This is a genomic window from Agrobacterium sp. RC10-4-1 (genome assembly GCF_014138475.1).
In the GTDB taxonomy this organism is placed as follows: Bacteria; Pseudomonadota; Alphaproteobacteria; order Rhizobiales; family Rhizobiaceae; genus Agrobacterium; species Agrobacterium pusense.
Map to the genome: position 1 here is coordinate 95,371 of NZ_JACJIT010000002.1, position 26,547 is coordinate 121,917.

Consider the following 26,547-nt stretch of genomic DNA (forward strand, 5'->3'; position numbering starts at 1 on the left):
TGCGCGGCGTATAAACATGTGTAAATAACTCAAGATTAGCGGCGCGGGTGAACCTGCGCCGGGTCGTTTTTCAGGATCACGCCATGTTGAATTCCCGTCTTCGTTCCTTTGTTTTCGCCGCCCTCGTGCCCGCCGCAATTGCCTTTGCCGCGCCGGCCGCCATGGCTTCGGACAAGGGTAATCCGGAGGCTAAACGCATCGTTGCCCTGGGCGGTACGGTTACGGAAATCCTTTATGCGCTGGGTGCAGGAGACCGTATCGTGGCGCGCGACAGCACCAGCAGCTATCCGGCCGATGCGCTTGCAAAGCCTGACGTCGGTTATATGCGGGCACTGTCTTCAGAAGGTATCCTGTCGCAGAAACCCGATCTCATTCTCTCCGAAGACGGCTCAGGCCCTGCGGACGTCATCGCCATCCTGAAAGCCAGCGCGGTGCCTTTCGTCACCGTCGATACGCCGCCGAGCGGCGATGCAATCCCTAAAAAGATCGAGGATGTCGGTGCGGCCGTGGGGCTCTCTGACAAGGCGAAGGCGCTGGCTGCCGAGACCAGGGCGGGGCTTGATGCGCTCACCAAGGACGTCTCCGCCGTGCCGGAACAGGGCCGGAAACGCGTTCTGTTCGTGCTTTCCACTGCCGGTGGCCGCGTCATGGCGGCGGGCAAGGATACTGAGGCGGCGGCGATCATCGAAATGGCTGGGGGTATCAACGCGGCGGAGGACATTACCGGTTACAAACCGCTGACGGACGAGGCGGTCATTGCCGCGGCGCCCGACGTGGTGCTCACAATGGCGCGCGGCGACCACGCCGCCAAGGCGGATGAGACTTTCGCGCTTCCCGCGTTCCAGTCTACACCCGCCGCCGCCAGCAAGGCGCTCATCAGCATGGATGGGCTTTATCTTATCGGTTTCGGCCCCCGTACACCCGCTGCAGGCCGGGAGCTGGCAAACAAGCTCTATCCTGATGTGGTGAAGCCGTGAGCCTAGCCGTCTTGAGTTCGACCGAGGGCAGCGTTGCGGGCGACAGATCCCGTCAGGGCGTTGTTGCCCTTGTCGTGCTCGTCGGCATCCTGCTGTTTGCCTGTGGCGTATCGCTGATCAGCGGACCCACGGGCGTCGGCATGTCTGAACTCCTTGCCTATCTCACCGGCGGCGCGAATCAGCTCGATGCGCGCGACAGGATCATTCTCGAGGCGGTGCGCCTGCCGCGCACGGCGCTCGGCATGTTGATCGGCGCGGGACTCGCTGTTTCAGGGGCAATGATGCAGGGCCTGTTCCGCAATCCATTGGCCGATCCCGGTATTGTCGGCGTCACCTCGGGCGCTGCGCTCTTTGCTGTTGCCGCCATTTCGCTCGGGGAAGGCGCGCTTGCCACGGTCGCGCTGTTTTTCGGCCCTCACTTTCTGCCGATCATGGCCTTCTTCGGCGGGCTCCTGAACACCTGGGTGCTTTATCTGATCGCCACGAAGGACGGCGCGACCTCAACCACCACACTCATTCTGGCCGGCATTGCGGTGGCGGCCATCAGCGGTGCGATGACCGGGTTGATGATATTCGTCGCCGATGACCGGGCGCTGCGCGACATCACCTTCTGGTCGCTCGGTTCACTCGGCGGGGCAACGCCCGCCAAGGTACTGGCCACCCTGCCTTTCATCATCGTCGTTCTCGCCATCATTCCCTTCGTCGCGCGCGGGCTGGATGCGCTGATCCTCGGGGATGCGGCCGCCTTCCATATGGGAATACCGGTGCAGCGGCTGAAACGGGTCGTCATTCTGGCCGTTGCCGCCGCCTGCGGGGCGAGCGTGGCGGCGGCGGGTTCCATCGGCTTTGTCGGTATCGTCGTGCCGCATCTGCTTCGCCTCGCCATCGGCCCGTCGCATCGTTTCCTGCTGCCGGCCTCCGCCCTTGGCGGGGCGGCGCTTTTGCTGCTGGCCGACAGTTTCGCCCGCACGGTGGCCGCACCGGCGGAACTGCCGATCGGCGTCGTCACGGCGCTCATCGGTGCGCCGGTCTTTCTGTTCCTGCTGCTGGGACGCGGCGGTTTTTCCATGCGGAACATGTCATGATCCGGGCCGAAAACCTTACCCTCATCCGCTCCGGCCGTCGGTTGCTTGATGAAGTCAGCGTCGATCTGAAACCCGGCAAGGTCAATGTCATCATCGGTCCCAACGGTGCCGGCAAATCCACGCTGATGAAGGTTCTCTCGGGCGAGATGCGCGCTGAGGCCGGTTTGGTGACCTATAATGATGTCGACCTGCCGGTGTTCACGCCGGTCCAGCTTGCGCGGCTCCGCGCCGTGCTGCCCCAGAGCACCCAGCTCGCCTTCCCTTTCACTGCGCTCGAAATCGTCCGCATGGGGGCGGTCGCGCAGGGGTCGCGTGCGCCGGAAGAGCAGGCCCGCCGGGCTCTTGCCAAGGCCGGGCTGCGCGGTTTCGAACAGCGGTCCTACAATATGCTCTCAGGCGGCGAGCAGCAGCGGGTGCAGTTTGCGCGGGCGCTGGCGCAGGTACCGAACCCGGTTGAAAATGGCGAGGCAAGGGCGCTCTTCCTCGACGAGCCCACCGCAAGTCTCGATATCGGCCACCAGATCGCCGTGCTAGAAACGGCGCGGGATTTTGCAAGCGGCGGCGGGCTGGTTCTCGCCATCCTGCACGATCTCAATCTGGCCGCGGAATTTGCCGATCAACTTATCGTCATGCATGGCGGCCGGGTGACGGCCAGTGGCCCATCGCTGGAAACGATCAGCGATGAGACCATTGCAAGGGTCTATGGCATTGGTGGTGTCGTCGGCCGGCTGCCGGCGCGGCATATTCCCTACGTACTTCCGCAGTCTCGCCACCGATAGGGGCTGTCCTCCGCCTCAATTTTCCGGGCGGGTGGCGATGAAGAGCGCGGAGCCCAGCATGACGGCGGCGACGACGGCTGCGCGCAACGGCGGCGGCTCGCTCAGGAACCAGAAAGCGGCGTAGCTGACGGACATGGCCGAAAGCGCCGCGATCTTGGCTTTGCGGGCTATTGCGCCGCGTTCGCGCCATCGCCGCAGGGAAGGGCCGTATCTGGGATGGGCGAGAAGCCACGCCTCGAGTTTTGGCGAGGAGCGGGAAAAACACCAGAGCGCCAGAAGCAGAAAAGGCGTGGTGGGCAAAACGGGAAGAAACGCGCCGACAATGCCGGTCGCGACCATAAGCCAGCCAAGACAGAGGTATAAAAGGCGCATGCCTAGCCGGTATCATGACTTTACCACTCAGGATAGAGCGGTGGGCCGAAAAGGATGGGTCCCGTTGCCGCAGGCTCCACCGCACCGGAAACCGGCAGCTTTTGCCATCACATTTGCCGTGATCTGCGTTCTCCCCGGCCCTGTGTCGTGCCTTTAGGGTTGAAAGCGCCGCACACTGTCTTTATCCCCTTGGCCGCGATGCCCGGAGCATAACCGGGCCGTCAACAGGAAGAAGAAGGAAAACACCATGGCCAAGCTGATCCACTCGATGGTCCGGGTGCTGGACGAAAAGCGTTCGGTGGAATTTTACAAACAGGCTTTCGGGCTTGAAGTGGCGGAACGCGCCGAGTTCGAGAATTTCACGCTGATCTATCTCAGCAATGCCGAGGGCGATTTCGAGCTGGAGCTGACCGTCAACCGTGGCCGCGAAGTGCCCTATGCGCTGGGCGACGGTTATGGCCATCTCGCCGTCAGCGTTGCCGATGTTGACGCCGAGCATCAGCGCTTCAACGAGATCGGGCTTTCCCCCGGCAAGATCATCGAGGCCGATTACAAGGGCCAGCCTTTCGCAAAATATTTTTTCATTTGCGATCCCGATGGTTACAAGATCGAAGTGCTGCAGCGCGGCAACCGGTTCAAATAAGCTCTGATGGAGGCAGGCATGGCAGAGGCAGGCGTTAAACTCGAAGACAGCTGGAAGCGCGTGCTTTCCGCAGAATTCGCCAGCCCCTACATGCAAAAGCTGAAAGAGTTCCTGCTTGCGGAAAAGACAGCCGGCAAGCGTATCTTCCCGAAGGGCGCGGACTATTTCCGCGCTCTCGATCTGACACCGCTCGATGAGGTGAAGGTCGTCATATTGGGGCAGGACCCCTATCACGGCGCCGGCCAGGCGCATGGACTGTGCTTTTCCGTGCAGCCCGGCGTGCGCATCCCGCCCTCGCTCGTCAATATCTACAAGGAATTGCAGGCCGATCTCGGCATTCGCCCGGTCGGCCACGGTTTTCTGGAAAGCTGGGCGAAACAGGGCGTGCTTCTGCTCAACAGCGTGCTGACGGTGGAAGAGGCCCGCGCCGCCTCGCATCAGGGGCAGGGCTGGGAAAAATTCACCGACGCCGTCATCCGCGCCGTCAACGACGAGTGCGACCATGTCGTCTTCCTGCTCTGGGGTTCGTATGCCCAGAAGAAGGCGGCCTTTGTGAACCAGCGCAAACATCTGGTGTTGCGCTCGCCGCACCCGTCACCGCTTTCCGCCCATAACGGCTTTTTCGGTAATGGCCATTTTTCCAAGGCGAATGCCTTTCTCATCTCCCATGGCCGCGACCCGATCGACTGGCAATTGCCGGAATCGGTGTAAGCCCTCCCTGCATATACTTCCGTCATTCCGGCCGTGAGCCGGAATCCAGCCGACGCGCGTCTGCGCGGCGAGAAGAGTCCTTTCAGCCCAAAGACTTGGGCTGGCTGGATGCCGGATCATGTCCGGCATGACGGGATTCAAAACCAAAATGTCTTTACGCGCGGCAACCTCCGGTCTAAAGAATACTAGACTATGAAGTGAAGGATTATGCCCGTGTCTCTCCTGTCTGCCGAAACCTCCGTCTCGCTGCCCGATCCGCTGTCGATCGTCGATGCTTTCGAGGATCATTTTTCCGAGCATATGGAGATGGAGCGCGAAGGCGCGACAGTGCGGTTCAAGACCGAATACGGCCATGGCCGTTTCAGCGCAGAAGGCGGTCGTTTCGCCGCAAGCGTCAGCTGCATTTCCGAACATATATTGATGTCGGTCAAGGCCATGGTGGCCGAGCATATTGTCGAGTTTTCCGGGGAGACGGGGCTGGATTTCCGCTGGAGCGGCCATGGCGCGCAGCAGCGCGAACTGCCCAATCTTTTCGTCGGCAAGATTGCCCGCGCCTATAATCTGACACCTCATATGCGCCGGCTGGTGGTTTCCGTCGAAAGCGGCATTGAAAGGCTGATGACGGGCGGCATGCATGTGCGGCTGCTTCTGGTCCCGGATCAGGCCCGAGCGCCGGTCTGGCCTTATCTTGCGCCCACCGGGGCCATCGTCTGGCCCTCGGGCGAGGATCTTCTCACGCGCCGCGTCTACACCATCCGTTCCGGCGATATCGCGCGCGGTGAAGTCCATATCGACTTCGTCATGCATGAGGGTGACCACATGCCGGGCGCGACATTCGGCGCAACGGCCAAGCCCGGTGATGTTCTCGGCATCATCGGCCCGAGCGGTGTCTGCCCGGAGGCCGAACGTTATGTCTTTGCCGGCGATGAGACGGCGCTGCCGGTGATGCTGCGCATGGCGGCCGAAATGCCGGCCGGGAAGAAGCTCAGCGTCTATTCCGAGATCGATGACGAAGCCGAGCGGCAGGAAATCGTTTGCGCGGCAAATGTCGAGTGGACATGGCTCTATCGTCGCGGCAAGGCCGCCGGCACCGCCGGCCTTATTGAAAAAGCGCTGCGCGACCATGCCTGGAGCGGGGATCATGAAGGATTGCACGTCTTTGTCGCCTGCGAAAAATCCGAGGCGAGGGCGGCAAAATCCTTCCTTACCGACGAGATTTCCGTGCCGAAAGCTGCTCTGCGCGCGGTCGGTTACTGGAGCCTGGGTGTCGCGGACGATCATTGACTGGCTCATCGGTCGTTGAACAGTCGGTTTTATCGTTCACCATTCGGGAACAATCCGTTCCCGTTGTCCACTCTATGCCCGAGAGTACTGTTACCCCATCTTTACGCCATGAAGAGGACGGGCCCAACCATGCGGCCCGCCAGGCAAGAAGGGGTTTATCATGCTCAACCAGATCAAGGGCCTGCACCACGTCACATCCATGGCGGCGAGCGCGCGCCAGAACAACAGTTTTTTCACCGATACGCTCGGCCTGCGCCGGGTAAAGAAGACGGTCAATTTCGACGCGCCTGATGTCTATCATCTCTATTATGGCGATGAAGTCGGCACGCCCGGCTCTGTCATGACCTATTTCCCGTTTCCACATATCGCCCGCGGCCGTCCCGGCACCGGCGAAGTGGGCACGACGCTGTTTTCCGTACCGGACGGGTCGCTCGGCTACTGGCAGGAGCGTCTTTCGAAGGCCGGCGTGGATGGCCTGAAGGCCGACGACGCCTTTGGAAACAAGCGCCTGCATTTCGCAGGCCCCGATGGTGACGGTTTTGCGCTGGTCGAGGTCAGGGATGACAACCGTGCGCAGTGGATCGGCAATGGCGTCGGTCAGGATCAGGCGATCCATGGTTTTCAGGGTGCGTCGCTGCGACTTCGCGATGAAGGTGCGACGGCCGAGCTTTTGAAATTCATGGGTTATCAGGAAGTCGACCGTCAGGACGGCGTGTTGCGCCTTGGTATGCCCGGCGGCAACGGTGCCGATGTCATCGACATCGAAACCATGCCGAATATATCAGGCGCGCGGCTGGGTGCTGGCTCCGTGCACCACATCGCTTTTGCGGTCGAAAACCGCGAAAAGCAGCTGGAGGTGCGCAAGGCGCTGATGGACACCGGCTATCAGGTGACACCCGTCATCGACCGCGATTATTTCTGGGCGATCTATTTCCGCACGCCGGGCGGCGTGCTGTTTGAAGTTGCCACCAACGAGCCGGGTTTCGACCGCGACGAGGACACCGCCCATCTCGGCGAGGCGCTGAAGCTGCCGACCCAGCATGCGCATCTGCGCTCCGTGCTGGAAGAGCATCTGGAGCCGCTGGGGGATGAGAAGGCTGCTTAATCGCTCGATGGCTTTTGGCAGGATGTTGCCGCGCTTTCTTCTCCCCTGCGGGAGAAGGTGGCCCGAAGGGACGGATGAGGGGGGCAACGCCAGCGATAGACCGCACCCTCGCCCCCTCATCCCGCTGCCGCGGACTTCTCCCCTCGGGGAGAAGAAGCAAGCGGCACTTGCTCCACATGGGAATGCTCCGTTCGGCTGAAAAAGCCGCGTGGATGCCACTGAACCTCTCCTTCCAGAAAGGATTTTTCGATGACCAAGGACAGCTATTTCCACAAGTCCCGCGCCGGTGCTGTCGGTGCACCGCTTTTCGTCCTGCTGCACGGCACTGGCGGTGATGAAAACCAGTTCTTCGATTTCGGCTCGCGTCTCCTGCCGCAGGCAACCATCCTCTCGCCTGTCGGTGATGTCTCCGAACACGGCGCGGCGCGGTTTTTCCGCCGCACCGGCGAGGGCGTGTACGACATGGCCGATCTTGCCCGGGCCACCGGGAAGCTTGCGGATTTCGTCAAGGCCAACCGGGAACATTATCAGGCCGGTCCGGTCATCGGCCTCGGCTTTTCCAATGGCGCAAATATTCTCGCCAATGTGCTGATCGAACAGCCCGGGCTTTTCGATGCCGCAGTGCTGATGCATCCGCTCATCCCGTTCGAGCCGAAGATTTCCCCTGCCAAAGCCACGCGCCGGGTGTTGATCACGGCGGGTGAGCGCGATCCGATCTGCCCGGTGCCGCTGACCAAGGCGCTGGAACAGAGCCTGAAGGCGCAGGGTGGAGCCGCGGAGACGGTATGGCATCCGGGCGGGCATGAAATTCGCTCCAGCGAGATTGATGCCGTGCGGGAATTTCTCTCGGTTTACGGGGAGTGATGCTGTCTTCCGTCATGCCGGGCTTGACCCGGCATCAGCCACGGCGCGTCTGTGCCGTGAAAAGAGTCTTTCGCGATCAAGGACTTGATGGCACTGGACCCCGGATCTAGTCCGGGGTGACGGGGCGCGGATGATGTGCATTCGCCCAAACTCAAGGTCATCCTCGGGTCAAGTCCGAGGATGACGGAGGAGGGATTTACTGCTCCGTCAAGTAATCCCTAGACCAGCCTCGTCCCGCCCAGCCTCAACGATACCCGCACTGCTGCAACTGCGCCTCGTAACGCAACGCCATGTTGGCGGAGCGGCGGGCAGCCTTCTGGACGGCTGAATTGTTGCGCCAGCTGCCCTTCGCATAACCGGCATGGCCGGAATAATAGGCAAGGTAGAGGTTATAGGGATCGTTCAGTGCAATGCCGTTTTCGCGGCGGCTCTTGGCGTGATACCAGCCGACGAAGTGGATGGCATCGGTGAAATCGGTGCGGCTTGCCGACCAGCGGCCGGTTTCTCGCTGGTAAACACTCCATGTGCCGTCGAGTGCCTGGGCGTAGCCATAGGCCGTCGATTGCCGTTTCCAGGGAATGAAGCCCAGCAGCTTGGTGCGCGGAGGCCGCGCATAAGGGCGGAAGGCGGATTCGGTATAGATCGTCGCCATCATGACAGGCACGGGCACGCCGAACTCTCGTTCTGCCGCTTTCGCATCACGCCGCCAATTGTTGAAGATGCCGTTGCGCTGCTCGAAAATCGCACAGGCATTGGTCACCTGCGACGGTGCGGTGGCGCAGCCGGCGAGAACGAGCATCAGGAAAACAACGGCAAATACGCCACGCATAACGGAACCCTTTCGTTCCGTTATTCTTAAATTGCTAACCATTAACGTCGGGTTTTAAGACAAGGTTAATTCAAATGCTGCCGATCGGGCGGTCGTTAACCCGCTGAAAATTCCTGTGGCCGGGATGGGGCGAAGCCGCCTCCCGGCGCCTTTTTTCAGAATGCGTCATCCCCGCGCGTCCCCGGTGCTGCCAGCCAGATTATACTTTGCCCATACCGGTCATCAGGCGTGCGCGCGGCGCAGGATGGGCGGGGCAGGCGGCCTAAACCGGGGAGTTTCCCGATGTCACGGTCAGGGCGGCCGGCATATGCCCATCCTCCAAACAGGAACCGGTTTGGCGGGCGGGTCATGTGTTTGAAGCCGGGGCTGCATCGTTTGCAAAACCCTCTACCACCCTTTGATACCCCGCAGCGATGCGGCCCCTTTTGCTCTTCCCGACGTTGCCGCGGAATCCGCGGCGACGATACCGGCGCATGTTCATAAATCGCGCCCGCTGTACAAAAATGAAAACCGGTAAAATTGTAGCAATCGGCTTAAAGCGGCTGAAAACAGTGTTGTGCCATTGTGGGATCACAGACGGAGAGCGTCCCTTGAAAGAGACGCTCCACAACTAAATCGAGACCGGCACAAGCCGGCGGATCGCAAAACGGGGTATGAAAATGCTGAAGAAGATTATTGCTGCCGCCATCTGCGGAATTGCCGTTGCTTCCATGTCCAACCATGCCGACGCGGCTGGCGCTGCCGGTTTTGCCCGCGGTTTTGCCGCCGTCGAGAAGTCCGCCGTTACGCAGATTGGTGTTTCCGCACCTGATGGTTTCGATGGCTGCGTCCTTTCCGCCGGTCAATGCGTTTCGACCATCGCGGCGCCGCTGACGGCCGAGCGCCGTGAGGAACTGTTGCGCGTCAACCGCGATGTGAACACCACCATGGGCGCGCTCGACGATTATTTTTCCGGTCTCGCAACCGATCTTCCGGCAACGCCTTCTGCAAACCTTGGAGATTGCGGTGACTGCGCCGCGATCAAGCGCGCCGCCCTTGCCGGCGCTGGCTGGTCTTCCAGTGCGTTGCGCCTTGCCTTTTCGCTGAACAATGACGGATCGCTCGAAAAAGTGCTCATCGTCACCACCGATAAGGGCGATATCGTCCTTGGCAATGCCGCCCTTTCTCCGGTCGAGCGCGAAACCGCGCTTTAAACCCATCCTTTCATGCCTGCCAGACTGCGCCGGTTTTCTGACCCTGTGGGTTCAGGAAGCCGGCGATTTTTTTCGTTCCGCCACGGCAATGCCGGCCAGCGCCATGATGAGTGCTGCGATCTGGTAGGTGTGCAGGGTCTCACTGAGCACGACGACCGACAGCAACGTGCCGAAAACCGGCACCAGATTGATGAACAGGCCGGCGCGATTGGCGCCGATCTGTTCGACGCCCTTGATGTAAAGGATCTGTGCGATGAGTGACGCAAAAATGGCGGCATAGACCACCAGCACCCAGCCCTTCTGATCCGGCCAGACGACGCTGTCGCGCGACATTTCCCAGAAGACCAGCGGTACAGACGTAAGCAGTGCGAAAAAGGCGGGGATGGCCATCAGCGTCCGCCAGTCGACCGTGGGTTTCCAGCGCAGGATGACGGTGTAGATGGCATAAACCAGCACGGCGAGCAGCATGACGGCGTCGCCGACATTCATTTCCAGTTGCAGCAGCGAGACCGGATCGCCATGCGAGGCGAGCAGCGCCACGCCTGCAATGGTCAGACAGAAACCGGCGATCTGGCCGAACAGCACCCGGGTACGGAACAGGATGAAGTTCAGAACAAAAATGACCATGGGAATGCCGGCCTGTATGACGGCGGCATTGATGGCCGAGGTGTGCTGCAGGGCGGTGTAGAGAAATACGTTGAAGGCCGTGTAACCGACGCTGCCGAGCACGAAGAAATAGGGCAGGCGTTTTTTCACCACCGGCCAGTCCTTGATCAACTGCGGCACTGAAATGGCAAAGATGATGGCGACGGCGAAGACCCAGCGCAGGAAGGTGAAGGCCATGGGGCTGATGTGGCCGACGGCGAGCTTGCCGGCAACGGTGTTGCCGCCCCAGCAGAGCGTGGCGATGATGAGGGCGATATAGGCTTTCGAAGGCACGCTGATGTTTCGCTTCTTCATAAGGGCGGGAAAACGGTGAGGGGTGAGCGGCGGCCTTGCACCCGCGCTTGGCCGCCCACGGGGCGAGATAATGCGGGAAATCCGCGGCTTGTCACGGAAAAAGCAAAATTCTCCATAAGAAACAGGGTCGCTTTCCGTAAAACAACACAGTATACATTCGCGGGTTTGGGTTTCCCATCGGGTTATCGGGCGTGCAAGCGCCATGAGCAGGAAAGCAAGAAATGACGAATGTTGTGGTGGTCGGCTCGCAATGGGGCGACGAAGGCAAAGGCAAGATTGTTGACTGGCTGTCCGAGCGGGCAGATGTCGTCGTGCGGTACCAGGGCGGTCACAATGCCGGCCACACGCTTGTCATTGATGGTGTCAGCTACAAGCTTTCGCTTCTGCCGTCCGGCGTCGTGCGTCCCGGCAAGCTCGCCGTCATCGGCAATGGTGTCGTCGTTGACCCGCATGCGCTGATCGCCGAAATCGGCCGTCTGGAAGCGCAGGGCGTCAAGGTTACCCCGGAAAACCTGCGTATCGCCGACAATGCCACGCTCATTCTGTCGCTGCACCGTGAACTGGATGGCATGCGCGAAGACGCCGCCTCCAACAGCGGCACCAAGATCGGCACCACACGCCGTGGCATCGGCCCGGCTTACGAAGACAAGGTTGGCCGCCGCGCTATCCGCGTTATGGATCTCGCCGACATGGAGGCGCTTTCCGCCAAGGTCGATCGCATCCTGACGCATCACAACGCACTTCGTCGCGGTTTCGGTGCGGCCGAAGTCTCGCATGAAACGATCATGGAAGAGCTGGGCTCGATTGCCGAGCGCATCCTGCCGTTCAGCGAAACCGTGTGGCTGCTGCTCGACAAGAAGCGCCGCGCCGGTGCCCGCATCCTGTTTGAAGGCGCGCAGGGTTCGCTGCTCGATATCGACCACGGCACCTATCCCTATGTGACCTCTTCCAACACGGTTGCCGGCCAGGCCGCTGCCGGCTCGGGCATGGGTCCTGGTTCGCTGGGTTATATCCTCGGCATCACCAAGGCTTACACCACGCGCGTTGGCGAAGGCCCGTTCCCGACCGAACTCAATGACGAAATCGGTCAGTTCCTGGGTGAAAAGGGTCATGAATTCGGCACCGTCACGGGCCGCAAGCGCCGTTGCGGCTGGTTCGATGCCGCGCTGGTGCGCCAGTCGGTCGCCACCAACGGCATTACCGGCATTGCGCTCACCAAGCTTGACGTTCTCGACGGTCTGGATGAGCTGAAAATCTGCGTCGGCTACAAGCTTGACGGGCAGGAAATCGATCATCTTCCGGCCAGCCAGGGCGCGCAGGCGCGTGTGGAGCCGATCTACATCACGCTGGAAGGCTGGAAAGAATCTACCGTCGGTGCCCGAAAATGGGCGGATTTGCCTGCTCAGGCAATCAAATACGTCCGGCAGGTGGAGGAACTGATCGGGGCGCCGGTTGCGCTTCTGTCGACAAGTCCCGAGCGTGACGACACCATACTTGTGACTGATCCGTTTGAGGATTAATGTCCTCGGCGATCTAGATTCATAAACCATATCGGGCCGGTACGTCGCCGGTCACGACGAGAAAGTGCTTATGGCGGATTTTGTAGCAGTCATTCGCAAGGCCGTGGATGGCTTGGCGAACAATACTCCCGAAAACCGGGCGAAGGTTTACGACAAGGCGCGCAGTGCGGTTGTGCGCCAGCTCGAGAATATGAAGCCACGTCCGCCGGAAGAATTGTTGCGCCGGCAGATCGCCAAGCTGGACGCCGCCATTGCCGAGGTGGACAGCGAATATGCCGAGGCGCTTCCGGCGCTGGAGGAGGATGACGCGTTCTCCCCCGTCGCCGAAGACGCGGCTGCGCCTTACCACCAGCACGAAATCGAAGAAGACGACCGCGCGGCGCATGCGGCCGAGCCTGTTACGCACGAAGAGCAGGAGCAGGTTTATGAGGAGCCCGCCCCCGTCGAGGCCGACGAGCGCGAGCCGGTCTACGAAGAGCAGGCCACCGAAGAAGAACCCGGCCGTGAAACGCCCGTAGCCGAGCGGGATGAGCAGGTTTACGCTGAGCCACAGCCGCGCGTAGAACAGCATGGCGAAGCCGAGCCGGAAGAGCTTTATGAGGCGCCCGCGCCCGTGGCGCCGATATCGCCCGTCGCTTCCGACGAGGTGCATCAAACCTATTTCACCCGTGCGGAGGAAGAGCCGGCCTATCGTTCGGCCGACGAGCATGATCGTGAATTCGAAACCGCACCGCTCGCAGAGGATGCGTCCGTTCCGGCCCACTGGGCGCAGCCGGTGGATGAAGATGACTGGCGCAAGCTGGATGAGGCGCGGGACGAGGACCTGCGCGCGGCGGACGATTATGCCGACAGGCGCGCCGAGGCGGATGAGCATCCGCTCGTTGCCGATTATCCCGCGCATCATTATCAGGAACCGGAAGTGACGCTGGATCCCGAAAGGCGGGACGATGCGGATCAGCGGTTCGGCCAGACTCCGGCTTTCGGCGCCCGGGACGAGTTGTCCGAGCAGCGACAGAGCGAGGAGGCCACTCCGAAAAAGGCCGTCGTGGAAGATTTCTCGTCCTATTTTCAGGATGCGGATATCGCCATTCCCGCCAAAGACGCCCCCGTCCTGCCGCGTGCCGATAACGATCCCTTCGGCGATCAGGCGCAGGCGAAGGACAACAGGGAGCGTACGCCCTGGGATGATCTGGACGAGCTGATCGGTTACGACGGCGCGTCGTCCACCACCCGCCAGTCTTCGGATGAAACGCCCGGCCTCGGCGCGGCTGCGGCAACGCCTGCCTACATGGTCAAGAAGAAGCCGCGCCGCAACTATGCCTCCGTGGTGCTGGCACTTGTGGGCGTGGCGCTGCTTGCCGGCGGTGGTTATGCCTTCTGGCTGAACCGCGATGCGCTGAACGACATGGTCGGCGGGCTGGTCAATTCTGCCCAGAACGGTGGTACCCAGACATCTTCGCCGGAGACGGCGCAGACGCAGCCCACCACGCCGCCCGCGACCCAGCAGCCGCCTGCGGCCGGCCAGCAGCAACCGACGGCCACACCAAACAACCACCCGAACCAGTCGCATGGCGATGACGGTTCGGTTACCGGCACAAAGTTCACCCAGCGGCTTCTGGCCGATGGCACCGAGCGTGACGAGGGCCAGGCACCGGGCGCGAACGGCCAGCCCGTCACGGCGGAAGGTCAGTCGGTCTACGAGCAGAATGTTGCGCCTCCACCGGCAGGCGAAAGCCCGGCCGGCAATACAGGTGCGCCTGCCGGCACACCGGCTGGCGCACCCGCCGGACAGCAACCTGCTGCCGCGGCTTCCGGCGACCGCATGTTCCTTTATGAGGAAGTGCTGGGCCAGACGGTTCCGACCGCGATTCAGGGCAGCGTGTCCTGGTCGCTGCAGCAGGAAAATGATGCCGAAGGCAAGCCTTCGCCTACCGTGCAGGGGCAGATTACCGTTCCCGGCCGTGGCCTCAGCGCGCTGATCACCTTCAAACGCAACACCGATCCGTCGCTGCCGGCGAGCCATCTGATCGAAATCGTCTTCTCGGTTTCGCCCGGCTTTGAAGGCGGCGCGATCGACAGCGTCCAGCGTATTGCGATGAAGAGCACCGAGCAGGATCGCGGCAACGCGCTGATCGCCGTTCCGGCCAAGATCACCGACGATTTCCACATGATCGCGCTCAACGACTTCCCGGATGCGATGAAGACCAATCTGGAGCTTCTGAAGAGCCGCAACTGGATCGATATTCCGGTGTCCTACCGCAATGGCCGCCGTGCGCTGCTGACCCTGCAAAAGGGCAATGACGGCATCGCCGCTTTCGACAAGGCGCTCAGCGAATGGGCGGCATCAGCGCCGGCGACGGGCGGTCAATAAGGATTGAAAGGGCGGCTCAGGCCGCCCTTTTCGTTACATGGCTACGGCGGTGTCTTTGCTGTGTCAGGTGATGGGTTTCGGGGATGTTGGTGGGTGCGGCTCACCCCCCCCTCTGCCTGCCGGGCATCTCCCCCACAGGGAGGGAGATCGATATGCCGCGAGGTCTCGACCAACTCAACGGCCGAGGATAAAGCGGCGGTAGCGCGTCTTGCCGATCTCCCCACCTGTGGGGGAGATATCCGGCAGGGCAGAGGGGGGTAAGCGGCATCCTCTGAAGCATCGATATTTTTCCTACCGGTTTTCCTCCAGCACTATCGTCGGTCTCAGAGGCAGACCATTTCCTATCGCCCGCCTTTTACCAACAAAAAATCCCCGGCCGAAGGCCGAGGATGATTCATGGTCAGCGCATTGGCGTCATGAGCGGGCTGTCTTACGCATCCACCACGCGCAGGGCGCGCGCCGCTTCCAGCGCTTCCTTCTGCACCGCTTCCTGCACCTTCTCAAAGGCACGGACTTCGATCTGGCGAACGCGCTCGCGGCTGATGTCGAACTCTGAGGAGAGTTCTTCCAGCGTCACCGGCTCCTCGGCAAGTCTGCGGGCCTCGAAGATGCGGCGTTCGCGGTCGTTCAGCACGCCCATGGCTTTCGCCAGCATGCGGCGGCGGGTTTCCAGTTCGTCCTGCTCGATCAGCACGTCTTCCTGGCTGTCATGGTCATCCACCAGCCAGTCCTGCCATTGGCCGGACTCGCCTTCGGACGCCTTGATCGGCGCATTCAGCGATGCGTCGCCATGCAGGCGGCGGTTCATCGAGATGACTTCTTCTTCCGACACCTGCAGCTTCGTCGCGATTTCCTTGACATGCTCCGGCTTCAGGTCGCCATCGTCGATGGCCTGGATGCGGCCCTTCAGACGGCGCAGGTTGAAGAACAGACGCTTCTGGTTGGCGGTTGTGCCCATCTTCACCAGCGACCACGAGCGCAGGATATATTCCTGGATCGAGGCCTTGATCCACCACATTGCATAGGTGGCCAGACGGAATCCGCGTTCCGGATCGAATTTCTTCACCGCCTGCATCAGGCCGACATTCCCTTCGGAAACGACTTCGCCGATCGGCAGGCCGTAACCACGGTAACCCATGGCGATCTTGGCAACGAGACGCAGGTGGCTGGTGACGAGCTTGTGGGCGGCGTCGCGGTCGCCATGCTCGGCGTAACGCTTGCCAAGCATGTACTCTTCCTGCGGCTCCAGCATCGGAAATTTGCGGATTTCGTCGAGATATCTATTGAGACCGGCTTCGCCGGCTGTAATCGTAGGCAAACTATTGCGGGCCATAAAGCACCCCCTTATCTATGGTCTGGAACGGCACCCTCTTTGATCGGCGAATAACCCGCCGGAGGCGCGCCGTAAGTTGCGGGTCGTTACCGACCCCGCACGAACCCATGTGACAGATATGTACGCTCACGCCGCGTTTCAAGCGAACGCTGCGTTCACACATGCGTTATGTCGAGGCGACCCCTTCTTTGATCTGTTTAACTTTCGAGCGGTAAATTCGTTCCGAAAAACCGCCAAGGCCGGAGCGCACCATCAGCTCATACATCACCCGTCTGCGCATCGGATTGTGCAGACGCACCACCTTCGCGCCGAGGAACTGCGTCTCGACATGGGCAAGCGCCTGCAGGTCCGGATCGATGGCAATGGCCTGCGCATAGGTTGCGTGAAATTCGCGGTGGCACACATAGGTCTTGTATTTCGTCATGCCGAAGCAAACGAGGCTGTGGCCGTGGGTGCGCAGGAAATCGGCGACACCCACCGTCACTTCCGGCCAGGCGGGGTTGAAGGTGTCATCAAAAACGATGATGCCGTGCGGCGCGATCACCTCCATGGCCAGTTTCGCATCGGCCAGCACGTGATGCAGGTGATGGCCACCATCAATACTGAAAAAGCGTGCCGGACCGATGCGGGACGTGATGTCGTCTGGTGTCAGCCGCGTGCTGTCACCCTTGATGATAAGGTCCCGATCCATTGTGAAACCCAGCCGGCGGCCGTTTTCCATCAGGCGTTCATACTGGTCGAGGCTGCCGTCTTGCGGCGGGTCCAGATCGAAAAGATCGACGCCCAGCACCTTTTCCTGGCTCTGCGCGAATTTGCGCAGCAGGAAATAGGAGCGACCGTAATAGACGCCGATTTCCGCGATGCCGCCACTAAGGGCGCTTTTCGTCTGCGCCTGCAGAAGTGCCTTGAAGACGAGCGCATCCGGCGGGTCGATGTAACCTTCGACGCTGCGCAGCTCCTGGAATATAAACCGGCGGTCTTTAATCGTCATGCGCACGCGATCCCGTCATCGTGCCGGCTCCGTTCAAGGCAGTTCGAACGTGCGGCGGTTCAAGGCTTTGCGAGGCAAAGGAGGTGCGAGGATTAAAGCGAAATTGGGGCGGTCTATGAAGAGGACCGTCGGCAGAATATCGCGTTCCGCTAATCTTTTTTTGTTATCCGAAGCTTCCGGCGAAATGTGCGGCGCAGTTTTTTGGAACTGCGCCAGGCGTTTTCAGGCACGCAATGCGGCGACCAAGGCTTCCATGTCTTCTGGAAGCTCGGTTTCGAACTCCATCACCTCGCCGGTGCGGGGGTGTTCGAAAGCGAGCAGATAGGCATGCAGTGCCTGGCGCGGAAAGCGCCCGACGATGCTCTTTGCCGGTTCTTCCAGAAGGTTCGCCTTGGTACGGAAGGCCGCGCCATATTCGGGATCGCCGATCAGCGGATGGCCGATATGGGCCATGTGCACGCGGATCTGGTGGGTGCGGCCCGTTTCGAGACGGCATTCCACCATCGAGGCGAGACAGGTGGCGTCCGGCCGCTCGTGATAACGCTCGACTACCTCGTAATGGGTGATTGCCTCGCGGGCATCATCCGAATCCTCGTGCTTGACGGCGCGTTTGGTGCGGTCGACGCTGCGGCCGAGCGCTGCGTCGATTGTGCCACGCAGCGTGCGCGGGCGGCCCCAGACGATGGCCTTGTAGGCGCGTTCCAGCGGCCCGGTGCGGCCATGGTCGGCAAATTGCGCGGCCAGATGCCGGTGGGCGTTGTCGTTCTTCGCAACGACCATGACACCTGACGTTTCCTTGTCCAGCCGGTGTACGATGCCCGGGCGCTTGACGCCGCCAATGCCGGAGAGGCTGTCGCCGCAATGATGAATGAGGGCGTTGACCAGCGTTCCCGTCCAGTTGCCGGCGCCGGGATGCACGACGAGGCCGGCGGGCTTGACGAGCACGATCAGGTCTTCATCCTCATATTCCACGTTGAGGGGAATGTCCTCGCCCTTGGGTTCCGGGTCTTCCGGCTCGGGCATGACGATCTCGATACGGTCGCCGGGATGCACCTTCTTTTTCGGCTCGGTCACCGGCTTGCCGTTGAGGGAAACCGCGCCCTGTTCGATCAGCGCCTTCAGGCGGCTGCGGGAGAAGTCGCTGCCCACTTCGCCCGCCAGCCAGGAATCGAGGCGGCCTTCGGCGTCTTCCCCGGCAATCAGGACTTTCCTTGCGTCTCCGCCTTGTTTAAAGGGGTCGTTCATTCTTATTTTTCCGATCCATCAGCATTTCAGGGAACCCGATGACGCAGATCGAGCAAGACGAACAGGAAGACAAGCCGCTTGATCCGGCCATGGAAAAAGTTCGCCGCAAGATGATCCGTTTGCAGATCGTGTCGGGCTCCGTGATGTTTATCAGCCTTATGGCTGTCTTCGGTGCGGTTGTCTACAAGGCGATGGGGCCGTCGAAGGCCGTTCAGACGCAGACGGAAGCGCCGAACCTCGCCGTTCCCACTGGTAGTGGCCCGATGGCCGTCACCGCCAGCCTGCCGCAGGGCTTCACGATCGACAATGTCAGCTATTCCGGCGGTGACATGCTGTTTTACGGCCGGCTGGCCAACGGCACGCGCAAGGCGCTGGTCTTCAACGTCGCCAGCGGCCGGTTCCTGGCCGACGTGACTGTTGATGGCCAGTGAGGTCAATAACCTGCTGGATGGGCGGGCGCTGATTCCGGTCGATGACCCGGCCGATCCGCGCATTGCCGCCTTTCGCGATATTCGCGAGCGTGATCTCACCGGCCGGCAGGGGCGTTTCATCGCCGAAGGCACGGTGGTGCTGCGCATGCTGGCCGCCGCCCACAAGGCGGGTGGGGCCTTTGCGGCGGAGAGCATCCTGATCCTGCGCAACCGGCTTTCCGGCGTTGCGGATATTCTTTCCGATTTCCCCGAAGATGTGCCCGTTTATGTGGCCGAAGCGCCGGTGCTGGATGGTATCGTCGGTTTCCACCTGCATCGCGGCATTCTGGCGCTCGGGCGGCGGGTGCGCGATGACGGCCTGGAAGAGATGACGGCAGCACTTCCTGCGTCCTCCCTGGTGCTCGTTGGCTGCGGCATTTCCAACCACGATAATCTCGGCGCGATGTTTCGCAACGCCGCAGCCTTTTATGCCGATGCGGTGCTGCTGGACGAGACGTGCTGCGACCCGCTCTATCGCAAGGCGCTGCGGGTTTCCGTGGGGTCGGTGCTGTCGGTTCCCTATCATCGCGGCGGCGGGGCAGTGGAGATGCTGGAGCGGCTCGCGGCAGCCGGTTTTGCGATCTGGAGCCTTTCGCCCGGTGGCGAGACCGAAATCCGCGATATTCCCCGCGCTGAACGCATGGCGCTCGTCATCGGCACGGAAGGCGACGGGTTGCCGCAATCGGTGCTGTCGCGGTTTCATACGGCGCGGATTGCGCAGTCGCCGCAGCTGGATAGCTTGAATGCGGGGACGGCTTCGGGGCTGGCGCTTTATCAGATGGCGGGGGTGATCGGGCGGGTGTGAGGAGTGCTTAACGCCATCTTTGCGGATGAAGTTTACGCTTGCCTTGGTGGGTGGGGTTTACCCCCCTCTGTCCTGCCGGACATCTCCCCCACAAGGAGGGAGATCGGCAAGACGCGATATCGCCACTTCATTCTCTAACGTTGAGATGGGCAAAACCTTGCCGCATATCGATCTCCCCACCTGTGGGGGAGATGCCCGGCAGGGCAGAGGGGGGTGAAGCGGCATACACCGAGTACCTAACGCTTCCGCTTCTCCATCACCACCTTCGCCCGCTTCGCAAGGCTCTCCCGCCCCGATGAACCAGACGCCTTGGCCAGCAGCCCCGGAATAGGCGATGCCTCACCCTCCTGCGCGGCTGTCAGCGCGATCATCTCGGCGGCGATCCTCGCGATTTCGCGGCGGATGGGCTCGTCATTACCGGTACCACGCACATTCAACAGGCGCTCGGTGAGCGCGGTGCCCTGATTGCGGATATCCTCGATTTCCTGTTCCAGACCTTCCGGTGCCGATGCGCCCGGCTGTGCGCCCGGCTCCTCTGGCGGGGAGGCCGGGGCGGCATCCTCTGGGGCTACCGTCTGTTGTGCGTCCGTCTCGATGGTGGGCGCGGTTTCGAGCGTGGCGGCAGGGGCCGGCGCTGCGGCTTGCTGCCGCTCAACCGGCTTTTCGGCGGGAACAGCGGGGTTCGGCAGGCGGATGATCATGTCGTTGCTGCGGCCGCCGGTTGCGGCCAACTGTTCCTTGAGGCGCGCGACCTCCTGGTTGCGCAGGGTCAGCATCGTGTCGAGGTCGGCGTTTTTGGCGATGGTGCTGGCCAGTTGCTCCTCAAGCCTCGTTACCTTGCGGCTTTCGCGCGCCACGGCTTCCATCGCTTCCCGGTTGCGGCTGGCGATATCCTGAAGCTCGCGGGTGACGGTCTCGCCTTCCTTTCGGAAGCGTGTGGCGCTTTGTTTGGCCTGTTCGGCTTCGAGATCGCGGGTGGCGGCGAGGATTTTCGAATCATCAAGTTCGCGCGTCAGGTTGGTGAGGCGGGCGGTGAGATCGGACATCTGGCTGGCGCGCTCATTGGCAGCCTGCTCCTGCTGCAGGAGGTTGGCCTGGATGATGCCGGCGCGCTCTTCGCTGGCGTCAAGTGCGGCGCGCAATTCGCCGATCTCCAGCGTCAGCTCTTCGATCTTCAGGGAAAAGCTGCGGTTCTGCTCGCCGAGGCGATAGGCATCGCTGGAAGCGGCCTCGTTGGCGAGGCGGAGCGAGGTGTTCTTTTCCCGCTCCGTTTCCAGTTCCTGGCGGACCTTGGCGTTTTCGGCGGCGTAGAGCGCACGCGCCATGTCCTTCTGGGCGCGGACTTCCTGCGGGCTGATGGGCATTGTCGCGCGTATGCGGTTTTCCGTATAAGCGACGATGCGGCGGTGGATCGCAGGTGCGATCAACAGGGCCAGCAGTGTTGCGGTGAGAAAACCCAATCCGAAGAGAATGGCATATTCGATCACGCTTTACAGTCTCCGAAACTCAGATACGCGCGCATTCGGAAAGAGGGGCGCGAAAACACGTTACGCTATTATTGCAACCGTGGGGAGGGGTTTCCCTTTGGCAATTCGTGGGCGGGACCTTGCCGCTTGTTTCTTCTCCCCGAGGGGGAGAAGTCCGCGGCAGCGGTATGAGGGGGCGAGAGTTATGAGATACGGCAAGGTTGCCCGCTCATCCGACCCTTCGGGCCACCTTCTCCCCGGCGGGGAGAAGAAAGCTGCCGCAATGCCTCATCCTATAGACCACCGTTAGCTCCGGTTAGACCTCAGCGAATCAGAAGGGGTTCCAGGTCGGCTGCTGGGTGAGCTTCAGGTAACCGACATTGATGCCGAGGCGTGCGCCGATGCCGGTGCGGATGGGGGCGAGCGTGACTTCGCTGCTTTTCAGATAGGTCATGCCGACGCCGGCGACGATGAAAGCGGAGCCGCTGACGCCGCCGTAACGGCGATAGAGCGAATCAACCGAGGGCAGATTGTAGACCAGCATCATGGCGCGGGTGCCCTGGCCGCCGTAATCGAGGCCGAGCGACGGTCCCTGCCAGAAGACGGGGTGCTGGCCGGCATTCTTGGTGTAAAGCGTGCCCTCGCCATAGGTGAGGCCGGCAACGAAGGCGCCGGAGCCCTCCTGGCCGAGAATGTAACCGTTCGGAAGACCGTATTGCTGGAAGGCGCGCTCCACCACCTTGGCAAGGCCGCCGGTGGTTTCGCCGAAGAATCCGTGGCCTGCATCCACGACTTCCTGGAAAGAATATTGATCGCTGTTCTGGGCCGCGGCCGGTGCGACCCATATCAGCAGGCTCGCGAGGAGCGCGACGATCTTTCCCAGTCCGAGGCGTGCAATGGTGCGGGTTTTCTTAAGGCGCATCGTCATGTCCGTCCGTCTGTTTCGTTAGCGCGTCGGTTCGAAAATCCGAATCGGTTTCGAAAGGGCCGACGCGCAGAGTCAAAGTTCTACAGCATGTTTCGCGCATCCTGGCGGATACACGGGGCTCCAGTGTGGCCTGTTAAGGCATTTGGCATTTTGAAACCATCCTATTAACAATCGGTTTACCAAATATGGTGTCATTATGGCTTAACAATTTCCACACCGTCCGCGCCTCCCTTGCGCAGGAGAGAATTTTATGACCAGCAAACTCAATATCACGCTGTCCGGTCCCGATCTGGCGGCCCTTCTGTGCAGCCGTGTGTGCCATGATGTGATTTCTCCTGTCGGCGCCATCAATAACGGCCTCGAACTGCTGGACGAGGGCGGCACGGATGACGATGCGCTCGATCTCATCCGCACGTCAGCCCTTAACGCATCCGTGCGGCTGAAGTTCGCCCGCCTTGCTTTCGGTGCTTCCGGTTCCGCCGGCGCGTCGATCGATACCGGCGAGGCCGAGAAGGCCGCCAAGGATTTTGCAGAGGCCGAAAAGAAGGCGGAAGTCAGCTGGAACGGCCCGCGCGCCATCGTTGCCAAGAACCGCGTCAAGCTTCTGCTCAACCTCTTCCTCGTGGCCTATGGCGCGATACCGCGCGGTGGCAATGTGGATGTGCTGCTTGAAAACCCCGATGGCGACGCCAAGTTCGAAATCACCGTCAAGGGCCGGATGATGCGCGTGCCGGGCAAGTTCGTGGAAATCTACGAGGGCAGGCTGGAAGAGGCGGTCGACGCCCATTCCGTTCAGCCCTATTACACACTGCTTCTGGCCGAGGAGGCCAATATGACGGTGGAATACAAGGTGCATGACGATCGTATCGTCTTCACGGCAAAGACGATCGCGGCGTGATCGTTTCAATGCGACAGTGATGCCATCAGGGGTCGGGCCGGTTTTGCCAGCGCCCGGCCCTTTTTCGTTTCCAGGGGAGGTCTCATGATTCGTGTCGAAACCGCGCGTCTTTGTCTTCGGCCGCACGCCATCGAGGACGAAGCGCGTTATTGCGCTTTCTGGAGCGCGGCCGTTCAACCCATTCCGGGGGTGAACTCAATATCGCCGCTCGATCCCGAACTCGCTTTCGCGCGGCTTTTGCGTTTCATCGGCCACTGGTCCGTCTTCGGTTTCGGGCCCTTCGTGGTCGAGGAACTGTCCACGGGACGAATCGTCGGCGAGGTGGGTCTCGCCCATATGCGCCGCGGACATGGCGCGGATTTCGACACCGCACCGGAGGCCATGTGGAAGATCGACAGGGATCTGACGGGCAAGGGCGTGGCGAGCGAAGCCGTGCAGGCCGCGCTTGGCTGGTTCGACACGCAGGGCATGTCGAACCGGATCGTGTGCATGATCGATCCGCTCAACGTACCCTCCCTCGCAATCGCCACCCGCTTCGGCTTCCGCCCTTTCCGGGAGACGACCTTCCGGGAAAGCCCCGTGCGGCTTTTCGAGCGGATCAGGACACCCTAACTCCACGATGTCCAAAGCACGGACAAAGGGCTTTGACTCATAGTAGTGGAGGCAACCGCCGAGAGCGGCTGGCACGACTACTTCGATACGGTGAGTTCGGGCGGGGAGGGTGTCGGCATGACAGGCCATCTCCAGCAGCTTGCAGCGATCTGATCCGCCACGTGAACCTGGCCGTTGCCGCGACGGCCTCGATCACGATCGAGCACGACGACGAGCGCGTTCAAGGTCTCTCCAGCAATCGGATAAGCCAATCTTTTCTCCGTCCAGACCAACGGAGAGACAAACATGCGCATACTGACACTAGCTGCAATGCTCCTTTTCGCGCTGACCGCAAGCGTGACCGCCAAAGAGGCCGTAGGTTTCAAACAGATTGAGTTGCCGGCTGATCAGGGCGGAAAAACTCTCGCAGTTTCAAAGTGGTATCCAACCACGTCTTCCGGGAAAGCGGAGACTGTCGGCGAGAACGCCATATTTTTCGGGCTTGATGTTCTCCTGGACGCCTCCCGTGCCCCGGGTTCTCACCCGCTTGTGCTGCTGTCTCATGGTTACGGCGGCAGCTGGCGCAACCTCAACTGGCTTGCGGGTGAACTGGTGCATGATGGTTATGTCGTCGCCGCACCCGATCATGCTGGCGAAGATTTCGAGGCGCAGAAGGGAAACGAGGTGGTGGCACTTTGGGAAAGGCCACGCGCCATCAGTACGGTCCTGACAGCGCTCCTCAAAGATGAGGCGCTTGCCGGGCGCATCGACAGTCGGCGCATCGCAGTCATCGGCCATTCGCTCGGCGGCTGGACCGCGATGGAACTTGCAGGCGCAAGATATAGTGCCGATCTGGCTCTTGAAGGTTGCGATGTGACGCCGCTGCCGCCGCAATGCAAAGCCAACCGGCTCTTAAGCAAGGTGGGAATTATCGGTGGTGGAAAGGCCGATCCGCGCCTCTCAATGAGTAGGTATGATAACCGTATTCGCGCTGTCGTTTCGCTTGATCTGGGCCCGGCGGCGGGCTTTTTGCCTGAGACGTTGCGACAGGTGGACGTTCCGGTTCTGGTGATGGCCGCTGGCGTGGAAACGCCGGAGATTGCGGCGATCAAAGCCGATTCAGACCGTGTCGCCGCTCTTCTGCCAAAGGCGACGACCACCTATCATGTGATACCGGACGCCACCCATTTGAGTTTCATGCAGATATGCAAGGAAGATGGCGAAAAACGCCTGCTGGAAGAATCGCCCAATGAAGCATTCATATGCCGCAGCGGTGGCGGAAGAGACAGGGCGGCACTGCATCAGGAGATCCGTGGTGCAGTCACGACCTTTCTGCGTGACGCTTTAAAATAAAGACGGGCCGCATAAATGCGGCTCTATCGATCACGTCCTTGCATGCCGATCCCTTCGCACATCATGGCGATAGACCAGATCGGATGGCAGCGGGCGCGGCGCGGCAATGTCCAGCACCCCGCCGATTCGCTCCGCAACGGCCGCGGATTGGCGGTTGCCTGCGCTGACATAGCTGACGAGGGTTGGAAGCTTCAGCGTATCGAAGGCCCAGTCCCGCAGCGCCGTTGCGGCTTCCGCCGCATAACCCCTGCCTTCATGACCGTCGTAAAGCAGCCAGCCCAGTTCCTTCTCGGGATAGAGGGGGCCGTGATTGATGCCGACCTGACCGATGCATTCGCCGCTCTCGGCGAGATCGATCATCAGCGCGCCGTGACCGAAGAACGACCACAATGCCCTGTCCTGACAGAACATGGCCCATGCGGCGGCGAGATCATGCGGTCCGGCGACGCCGGTGGAGCGCGGTGACGCCATGAAATCACGATAGGCCGGGAAATCGTCCATTCGCGGTGGGCGAAGGTTAAGGCGATTTGTCACGAGGGTGGGGATTGTGTCCGTCATTTATTGTCCTCTCGCGCCTCCGCCTGAGCGGGACGCCGTTGCCGACCTGCCGCGACCCGCAGTCAACAAAAAACCCGCCGTTTCCAGCGGGTCTTTTAAAACAGCCCTGTTCCAGCAGGAATCAGGCGGTTTCGAGATATTCCGTCGAGCCATCCGGCTCGCGCAGAACATAACCGCGGCCCCAGACGGTTTCGATGTAGTTCGCGCCGCCGGCGGCGTTTGCCAGCTTCTTGCGCAGCTTGCAGATGAAGACGTCGATGATCTTCAGTTCCGGCTCGTCCATGCCGCCATAAAGGTGGTTCAGGAACATTTCCTTGGTCAGCGTCGTGCCCTTGCGCAGCGAAAGCAGCTCAAGCATCTGATATTCCTTGCCGGTCAGGTGAACGCGCTGGCCGCCCACTTCAACCGTCTTGGCATCGAGATTGACGATCAGCTCGCCGGTGGAGATGACCGACTGCGCATGGCCCTTGGAACGGCGGACGATTGCGTGAATGCGGGCAACAAGCTCGTCCTTGTGGAACGGCTTCGTCATGTAATCGTCTGCGCCAAAGCCGAGGCCGCGAACCTTGTCCTCAATGCCGGCCATGCCGGACAGGATGAGGATCGGCGTCTTGACCTTGGAAAGCCGAAGCGTTCTCAGCACCTCGTAACCCGACATGTCGGGGAGGTTAAGGTCGAGAAGAATAATGTCGTAGTCGTAAAGCTTGCCAAGGTCCACGCCTTCCTCACCGAGGTCGGTCGTGTAAACGTTAAAGCTTTCCGACTTCAGCATCAGTTCAATGCTCTGCGCTGTCGCGCTGTCGTCTTCAATCAGTAGAACCCGCATAATTATCCCCTTTGCCGCCCGCGAACCGGTAAAACATTGCCTCGCGCGATGCGGATCCAGACGTTGCCTGATTTGCAGGCTGCCACCAAATGGTTAACAAATTCTAATTGCCTTTGGCAAGGTGTATCGAATTTATTAAGCAAACTAGGCATTTCGCTGTTTTTGCACGTGAATCCACCATCGCCAAAATTGAAGCTTAACGTGAGGATTTCCCGCTAAGTGATTCAATCGACTCTTACATCGTCTGGCCCATTTTTTTGGACCTGGCATTTACCGACCCTTAAATGATCGTGTTTATCATTAACGATGCCCGTAAACGAAAGGTTAACGGCGGCGGTTTTTTATTAACGCCGGGTAACTTTCGGGAATCATTCCGGCACAACGGGTTAA

General features: G+C 60.9%; 27 protein-coding genes. 17 read left to right on the plus strand and 10 right to left on the minus strand.

Annotated elements, in window-relative coordinates; genetic code table 11:
* Positions 1 to 83 precede the first annotated feature (83 nt).
* From FHW77_RS04805 to FHW77_RS04815, 3 genes are read left to right on the plus strand one after another with little or no spacing between them, the layout of a single operon-like run.
* A complete protein-coding gene (locus tag FHW77_RS04805; protein ID WP_004443429.1) occupies positions 84 to 977 on the plus strand; it encodes a heme/hemin ABC transporter substrate-binding protein in 894 nt (297 codons plus the stop codon).
* Positions 974 to 2,062 carry a FecCD family ABC transporter permease gene (locus FHW77_RS04810; protein ID WP_004443425.1) on the plus strand — a complete coding sequence of 363 codons (1,089 nt, stop codon included), beginning with the start codon at positions 974 to 976 and terminating at the stop codon, positions 2,060 to 2,062. Before FHW77_RS04805 ends, FHW77_RS04810 begins: the two co-directional genes overlap by 4 nt.
* Positions 2,059 to 2,841, plus strand: a complete 783-nt coding sequence (locus FHW77_RS04815) for a heme ABC transporter ATP-binding protein (protein ID WP_004443422.1) — start codon at positions 2,059 to 2,061, stop codon at positions 2,839 to 2,841. The genes FHW77_RS04810 and FHW77_RS04815 overlap by 4 nt, the downstream gene beginning before the upstream one ends.
* 15 nt (positions 2,842 to 2,856) lie before the next feature.
* Here the strand turns inward: FHW77_RS04815 and FHW77_RS04820 are convergent, their stop codons facing one another.
* A complete protein-coding gene (locus tag FHW77_RS04820) occupies positions 2,857 to 3,213 on the minus strand; it encodes a YbaN family protein (RefSeq protein ID WP_004443420.1) in 357 nt (118 codons plus the stop codon).
* A gap of 247 nt (positions 3,214 to 3,460) precedes the next feature.
* Between FHW77_RS04820 and FHW77_RS04825 the strand changes: the two genes are divergently transcribed.
* The 5 genes from FHW77_RS04825 to FHW77_RS04845 all read left to right on the plus strand — a co-directional run bounded on the left by FHW77_RS04825 (position 3,461) and on the right by FHW77_RS04845 (position 7,820).
* Positions 3,461 to 3,856, plus strand: coding sequence for a VOC family protein (locus FHW77_RS04825; protein WP_004443419.1), 396 nt, complete (start codon positions 3,461 to 3,463; stop codon positions 3,854 to 3,856).
* Positions 3,857 to 3,874: 18 nt separating this feature from the next.
* A complete protein-coding gene (gene ung, locus FHW77_RS04830; RefSeq protein WP_004443416.1) occupies positions 3,875 to 4,567 on the plus strand; it encodes a uracil-DNA glycosylase in 693 nt (230 codons plus the stop codon).
* Positions 4,568 to 4,774: 207 nt separating this feature from the next.
* Positions 4,775 to 5,851: a siderophore-interacting protein gene (locus FHW77_RS04835; RefSeq protein ID WP_034498697.1), complete on the plus strand. Its 1,077-nt coding sequence runs from the start codon at positions 4,775 to 4,777 to the stop codon at positions 5,849 to 5,851.
* A 160-nt stretch (positions 5,852 to 6,011) separates the two neighbouring features.
* Positions 6,012 to 6,956, plus strand: coding sequence for a VOC family protein (locus FHW77_RS04840; protein ID WP_034498700.1), 945 nt, complete (start codon positions 6,012 to 6,014; stop codon positions 6,954 to 6,956).
* Positions 6,957 to 7,205: 249 nt separating this feature from the next.
* On the plus strand, positions 7,206 to 7,820 hold the full coding sequence (locus FHW77_RS04845; RefSeq protein ID WP_004443409.1) for an alpha/beta hydrolase: 615 nt from the start codon (positions 7,206 to 7,208) through the stop codon (positions 7,818 to 7,820).
* A gap of 244 nt (positions 7,821 to 8,064) precedes the next feature.
* Here the strand turns inward: FHW77_RS04845 and FHW77_RS04850 are convergent, their stop codons facing one another.
* The gene (locus FHW77_RS04850; protein ID WP_004443407.1) at positions 8,065 to 8,649 is read right to left on the minus strand and encodes a transglycosylase SLT domain-containing protein; all 585 of its coding nucleotides are present in this window, start codon (positions 8,647 to 8,649) and stop codon (positions 8,065 to 8,067) included.
* Between the two features lie 659 nt (positions 8,650 to 9,308).
* On the opposite strand from FHW77_RS04850, the gene FHW77_RS04855 reads away from it, so the two are divergent.
* Positions 9,309 to 9,842 carry a transglutaminase-like cysteine peptidase gene (locus FHW77_RS04855; RefSeq protein ID WP_034498831.1) on the plus strand — a complete coding sequence of 178 codons (534 nt, stop codon included), beginning with the start codon at positions 9,309 to 9,311 and terminating at the stop codon, positions 9,840 to 9,842.
* Positions 9,843 to 9,893: 51 nt separating this feature from the next.
* Here the strand turns inward: FHW77_RS04855 and FHW77_RS04860 are convergent, their stop codons facing one another.
* Positions 9,894 to 10,781 (minus strand): DMT family transporter, encoded by an 888-nt coding sequence (locus tag FHW77_RS04860; RefSeq protein ID WP_006700330.1) that lies wholly within the window; start codon positions 10,779 to 10,781, stop codon positions 9,894 to 9,896.
* 242 nt (positions 10,782 to 11,023) lie between these two features.
* Between FHW77_RS04860 and FHW77_RS04865 the strand changes: the two genes are divergently transcribed.
* Together FHW77_RS04865 and FHW77_RS04870 are read left to right on the plus strand one after the other, a co-directional pair.
* A complete protein-coding gene (locus FHW77_RS04865) occupies positions 11,024 to 12,322 on the plus strand; it encodes an adenylosuccinate synthase (protein WP_004443399.1) in 1,299 nt (432 codons plus the stop codon).
* A gap of 70 nt (positions 12,323 to 12,392) precedes the next feature.
* Positions 12,393 to 14,693, plus strand: coding sequence for a hypothetical protein (locus tag FHW77_RS04870; RefSeq protein WP_004443396.1), 2,301 nt, complete (start codon positions 12,393 to 12,395; stop codon positions 14,691 to 14,693).
* Between the two features lie 430 nt (positions 14,694 to 15,123).
* On the opposite strand, the gene rpoH is transcribed toward FHW77_RS04870, so the two are convergent.
* From rpoH to FHW77_RS04885, 3 genes are all read right to left on the minus strand, one after another.
* Positions 15,124 to 16,026 carry an RNA polymerase sigma factor RpoH gene (gene rpoH, locus FHW77_RS04875; RefSeq protein ID WP_004443393.1) on the minus strand — a complete coding sequence of 301 codons (903 nt, stop codon included), beginning with the start codon at positions 16,024 to 16,026 and terminating at the stop codon, positions 15,124 to 15,126.
* A 166-nt stretch (positions 16,027 to 16,192) separates the two neighbouring features.
* Positions 16,193 to 17,017, minus strand: a complete 825-nt coding sequence (locus FHW77_RS04880; RefSeq protein ID WP_004443391.1) for a class I SAM-dependent methyltransferase — start codon at positions 17,015 to 17,017, stop codon at positions 16,193 to 16,195.
* Between the two features lie 222 nt (positions 17,018 to 17,239).
* Positions 17,240 to 18,262 (minus strand): RluA family pseudouridine synthase, encoded by a 1,023-nt coding sequence (locus tag FHW77_RS04885; protein WP_004443388.1) that lies wholly within the window; start codon positions 18,260 to 18,262, stop codon positions 17,240 to 17,242.
* Between the two features lie 38 nt (positions 18,263 to 18,300).
* Here FHW77_RS04885 and FHW77_RS04890 point away from each other — a divergent pair, with 38 nt between their 5' ends.
* Positions 18,301 to 18,693, plus strand: a complete 393-nt coding sequence (locus tag FHW77_RS04890; RefSeq protein WP_004443384.1) for a hypothetical protein — start codon at positions 18,301 to 18,303, stop codon at positions 18,691 to 18,693.
* Positions 18,683 to 19,537, plus strand: a complete 855-nt coding sequence (locus FHW77_RS04895; protein WP_004443382.1) for a TrmH family RNA methyltransferase — start codon at positions 18,683 to 18,685, stop codon at positions 19,535 to 19,537. Before FHW77_RS04890 ends, FHW77_RS04895 begins: the two co-directional genes overlap by 11 nt.
* 236 nt (positions 19,538 to 19,773) lie before the next feature.
* Here the strand turns inward: FHW77_RS04895 and FHW77_RS04900 are convergent, their stop codons facing one another.
* Both FHW77_RS04900 and FHW77_RS04905 read right to left on the minus strand, forming a co-directional pair.
* Positions 19,774 to 21,024 (minus strand): coiled-coil domain-containing protein, encoded by a 1,251-nt coding sequence (locus FHW77_RS04900; RefSeq protein ID WP_004443381.1) that lies wholly within the window; start codon positions 21,022 to 21,024, stop codon positions 19,774 to 19,776.
* Between the two features lie 310 nt (positions 21,025 to 21,334).
* A complete protein-coding gene (locus FHW77_RS04905; protein WP_004443378.1) occupies positions 21,335 to 21,931 on the minus strand; it encodes a DUF1134 domain-containing protein in 597 nt (198 codons plus the stop codon).
* Positions 21,932 to 22,181: 250 nt separating this feature from the next.
* On the opposite strand from FHW77_RS04905, the gene chpT reads away from it, so the two are divergent.
* From chpT to FHW77_RS04925, 4 genes are all read left to right on the plus strand, one after another.
* A complete protein-coding gene (gene chpT, locus FHW77_RS04910; RefSeq protein WP_004443377.1) occupies positions 22,182 to 22,829 on the plus strand; it encodes a histidine phosphotransferase ChpT in 648 nt (215 codons plus the stop codon).
* Positions 22,830 to 22,913: 84 nt separating this feature from the next.
* A complete protein-coding gene (locus FHW77_RS04915; RefSeq protein ID WP_004443375.1) occupies positions 22,914 to 23,441 on the plus strand; it encodes a GNAT family N-acetyltransferase in 528 nt (175 codons plus the stop codon).
* Between the two features lie 90 nt (positions 23,442 to 23,531).
* Positions 23,532 to 23,594 (plus strand): hypothetical protein, encoded by a 63-nt coding sequence (locus tag FHW77_RS26945; protein ID WP_313077219.1) that lies wholly within the window; start codon positions 23,532 to 23,534, stop codon positions 23,592 to 23,594.
* Positions 23,595 to 23,726: 132 nt separating this feature from the next.
* Entirely contained in the window at positions 23,727 to 24,773 is a 1,047-nt protein-coding gene (locus FHW77_RS04925; RefSeq protein ID WP_004443371.1) for an alpha/beta hydrolase family protein, read from the plus strand.
* Positions 24,774 to 24,803: 30 nt separating this feature from the next.
* Here the strand turns inward: FHW77_RS04925 and FHW77_RS04930 are convergent, their stop codons facing one another.
* Together FHW77_RS04930 and ctrA are read right to left on the minus strand one after the other, a co-directional pair.
* Positions 24,804 to 25,331, minus strand: a complete 528-nt coding sequence (locus FHW77_RS04930) for a GNAT family N-acetyltransferase (RefSeq protein WP_004443368.1) — start codon at positions 25,329 to 25,331, stop codon at positions 24,804 to 24,806.
* 121 nt (positions 25,332 to 25,452) lie between these two features.
* Positions 25,453 to 26,157 (minus strand): response regulator transcription factor CtrA, encoded by a 705-nt coding sequence (ctrA, locus tag FHW77_RS04935; protein WP_004443365.1) that lies wholly within the window; start codon positions 26,155 to 26,157, stop codon positions 25,453 to 25,455.
* Positions 26,158 to 26,547 lie beyond the last annotated feature (390 nt).

Coding starts and splice junctions, on each gene's coding strand:
- FHW77_RS04805 (WP_004443429.1), top strand. CDS start 84: ATGTTGAATTCCCGTCTTCGTTCCTTTGTTTTCGCCGCCCTCGTGCCC.
- FHW77_RS04815 (WP_004443422.1), top strand. CDS start 2,059: ATGATCCGGGCCGAAAACCTTACCCTCATCCGCTCCGGCCGTCGGTTG.
- FHW77_RS04820 (WP_004443420.1), bottom strand. CDS start 3,213: ATGCGCCTTTTATACCTCTGTCTTGGCTGGCTTATGGTCGCGACCGGC.
- FHW77_RS04825 (WP_004443419.1), top strand. CDS start 3,461: ATGGCCAAGCTGATCCACTCGATGGTCCGGGTGCTGGACGAAAAGCGT.
- ung (WP_004443416.1), top strand. CDS start 3,875: ATGGCAGAGGCAGGCGTTAAACTCGAAGACAGCTGGAAGCGCGTGCTT.
- FHW77_RS04835 (WP_034498697.1), top strand. CDS start 4,775: ATGCCCGTGTCTCTCCTGTCTGCCGAAACCTCCGTCTCGCTGCCCGAT.
- FHW77_RS04840 (WP_034498700.1), top strand. CDS start 6,012: ATGCTCAACCAGATCAAGGGCCTGCACCACGTCACATCCATGGCGGCG.
- FHW77_RS04845 (WP_004443409.1), top strand. CDS start 7,206: ATGACCAAGGACAGCTATTTCCACAAGTCCCGCGCCGGTGCTGTCGGT.
- FHW77_RS04850 (WP_004443407.1), bottom strand. CDS start 8,649: ATGCGTGGCGTATTTGCCGTTGTTTTCCTGATGCTCGTTCTCGCCGGC.
- FHW77_RS04855 (WP_034498831.1), top strand. CDS start 9,309: ATGCTGAAGAAGATTATTGCTGCCGCCATCTGCGGAATTGCCGTTGCT.
- FHW77_RS04865 (WP_004443399.1), top strand. CDS start 11,024: ATGACGAATGTTGTGGTGGTCGGCTCGCAATGGGGCGACGAAGGCAAA.
- FHW77_RS04870 (WP_004443396.1), top strand. CDS start 12,393: ATGGCGGATTTTGTAGCAGTCATTCGCAAGGCCGTGGATGGCTTGGCG.
- rpoH (WP_004443393.1), bottom strand. CDS start 16,026: ATGGCCCGCAATAGTTTGCCTACGATTACAGCCGGCGAAGCCGGTCTC.
- FHW77_RS04880 (WP_004443391.1), bottom strand. CDS start 17,017: ATGACGATTAAAGACCGCCGGTTTATATTCCAGGAGCTGCGCAGCGTC.
- FHW77_RS04885 (WP_004443388.1), bottom strand. CDS start 18,262: ATGAACGACCCCTTTAAACAAGGCGGAGACGCAAGGAAAGTCCTGATT.
- FHW77_RS04890 (WP_004443384.1), top strand. CDS start 18,301: ATGACGCAGATCGAGCAAGACGAACAGGAAGACAAGCCGCTTGATCCG.
- FHW77_RS04895 (WP_004443382.1), top strand. CDS start 18,683: ATGGCCAGTGAGGTCAATAACCTGCTGGATGGGCGGGCGCTGATTCCG.
- FHW77_RS04905 (WP_004443378.1), bottom strand. CDS start 21,931: ATGACGATGCGCCTTAAGAAAACCCGCACCATTGCACGCCTCGGACTG.
- chpT (WP_004443377.1), top strand. CDS start 22,182: ATGACCAGCAAACTCAATATCACGCTGTCCGGTCCCGATCTGGCGGCC.
- FHW77_RS04915 (WP_004443375.1), top strand. CDS start 22,914: ATGATTCGTGTCGAAACCGCGCGTCTTTGTCTTCGGCCGCACGCCATC.
- FHW77_RS04925 (WP_004443371.1), top strand. CDS start 23,727: ATGCGCATACTGACACTAGCTGCAATGCTCCTTTTCGCGCTGACCGCA.
- FHW77_RS04930 (WP_004443368.1), bottom strand. CDS start 25,331: ATGACGGACACAATCCCCACCCTCGTGACAAATCGCCTTAACCTTCGC.
- ctrA (WP_004443365.1), bottom strand. CDS start 26,157: ATGCGGGTTCTACTGATTGAAGACGACAGCGCGACAGCGCAGAGCATT.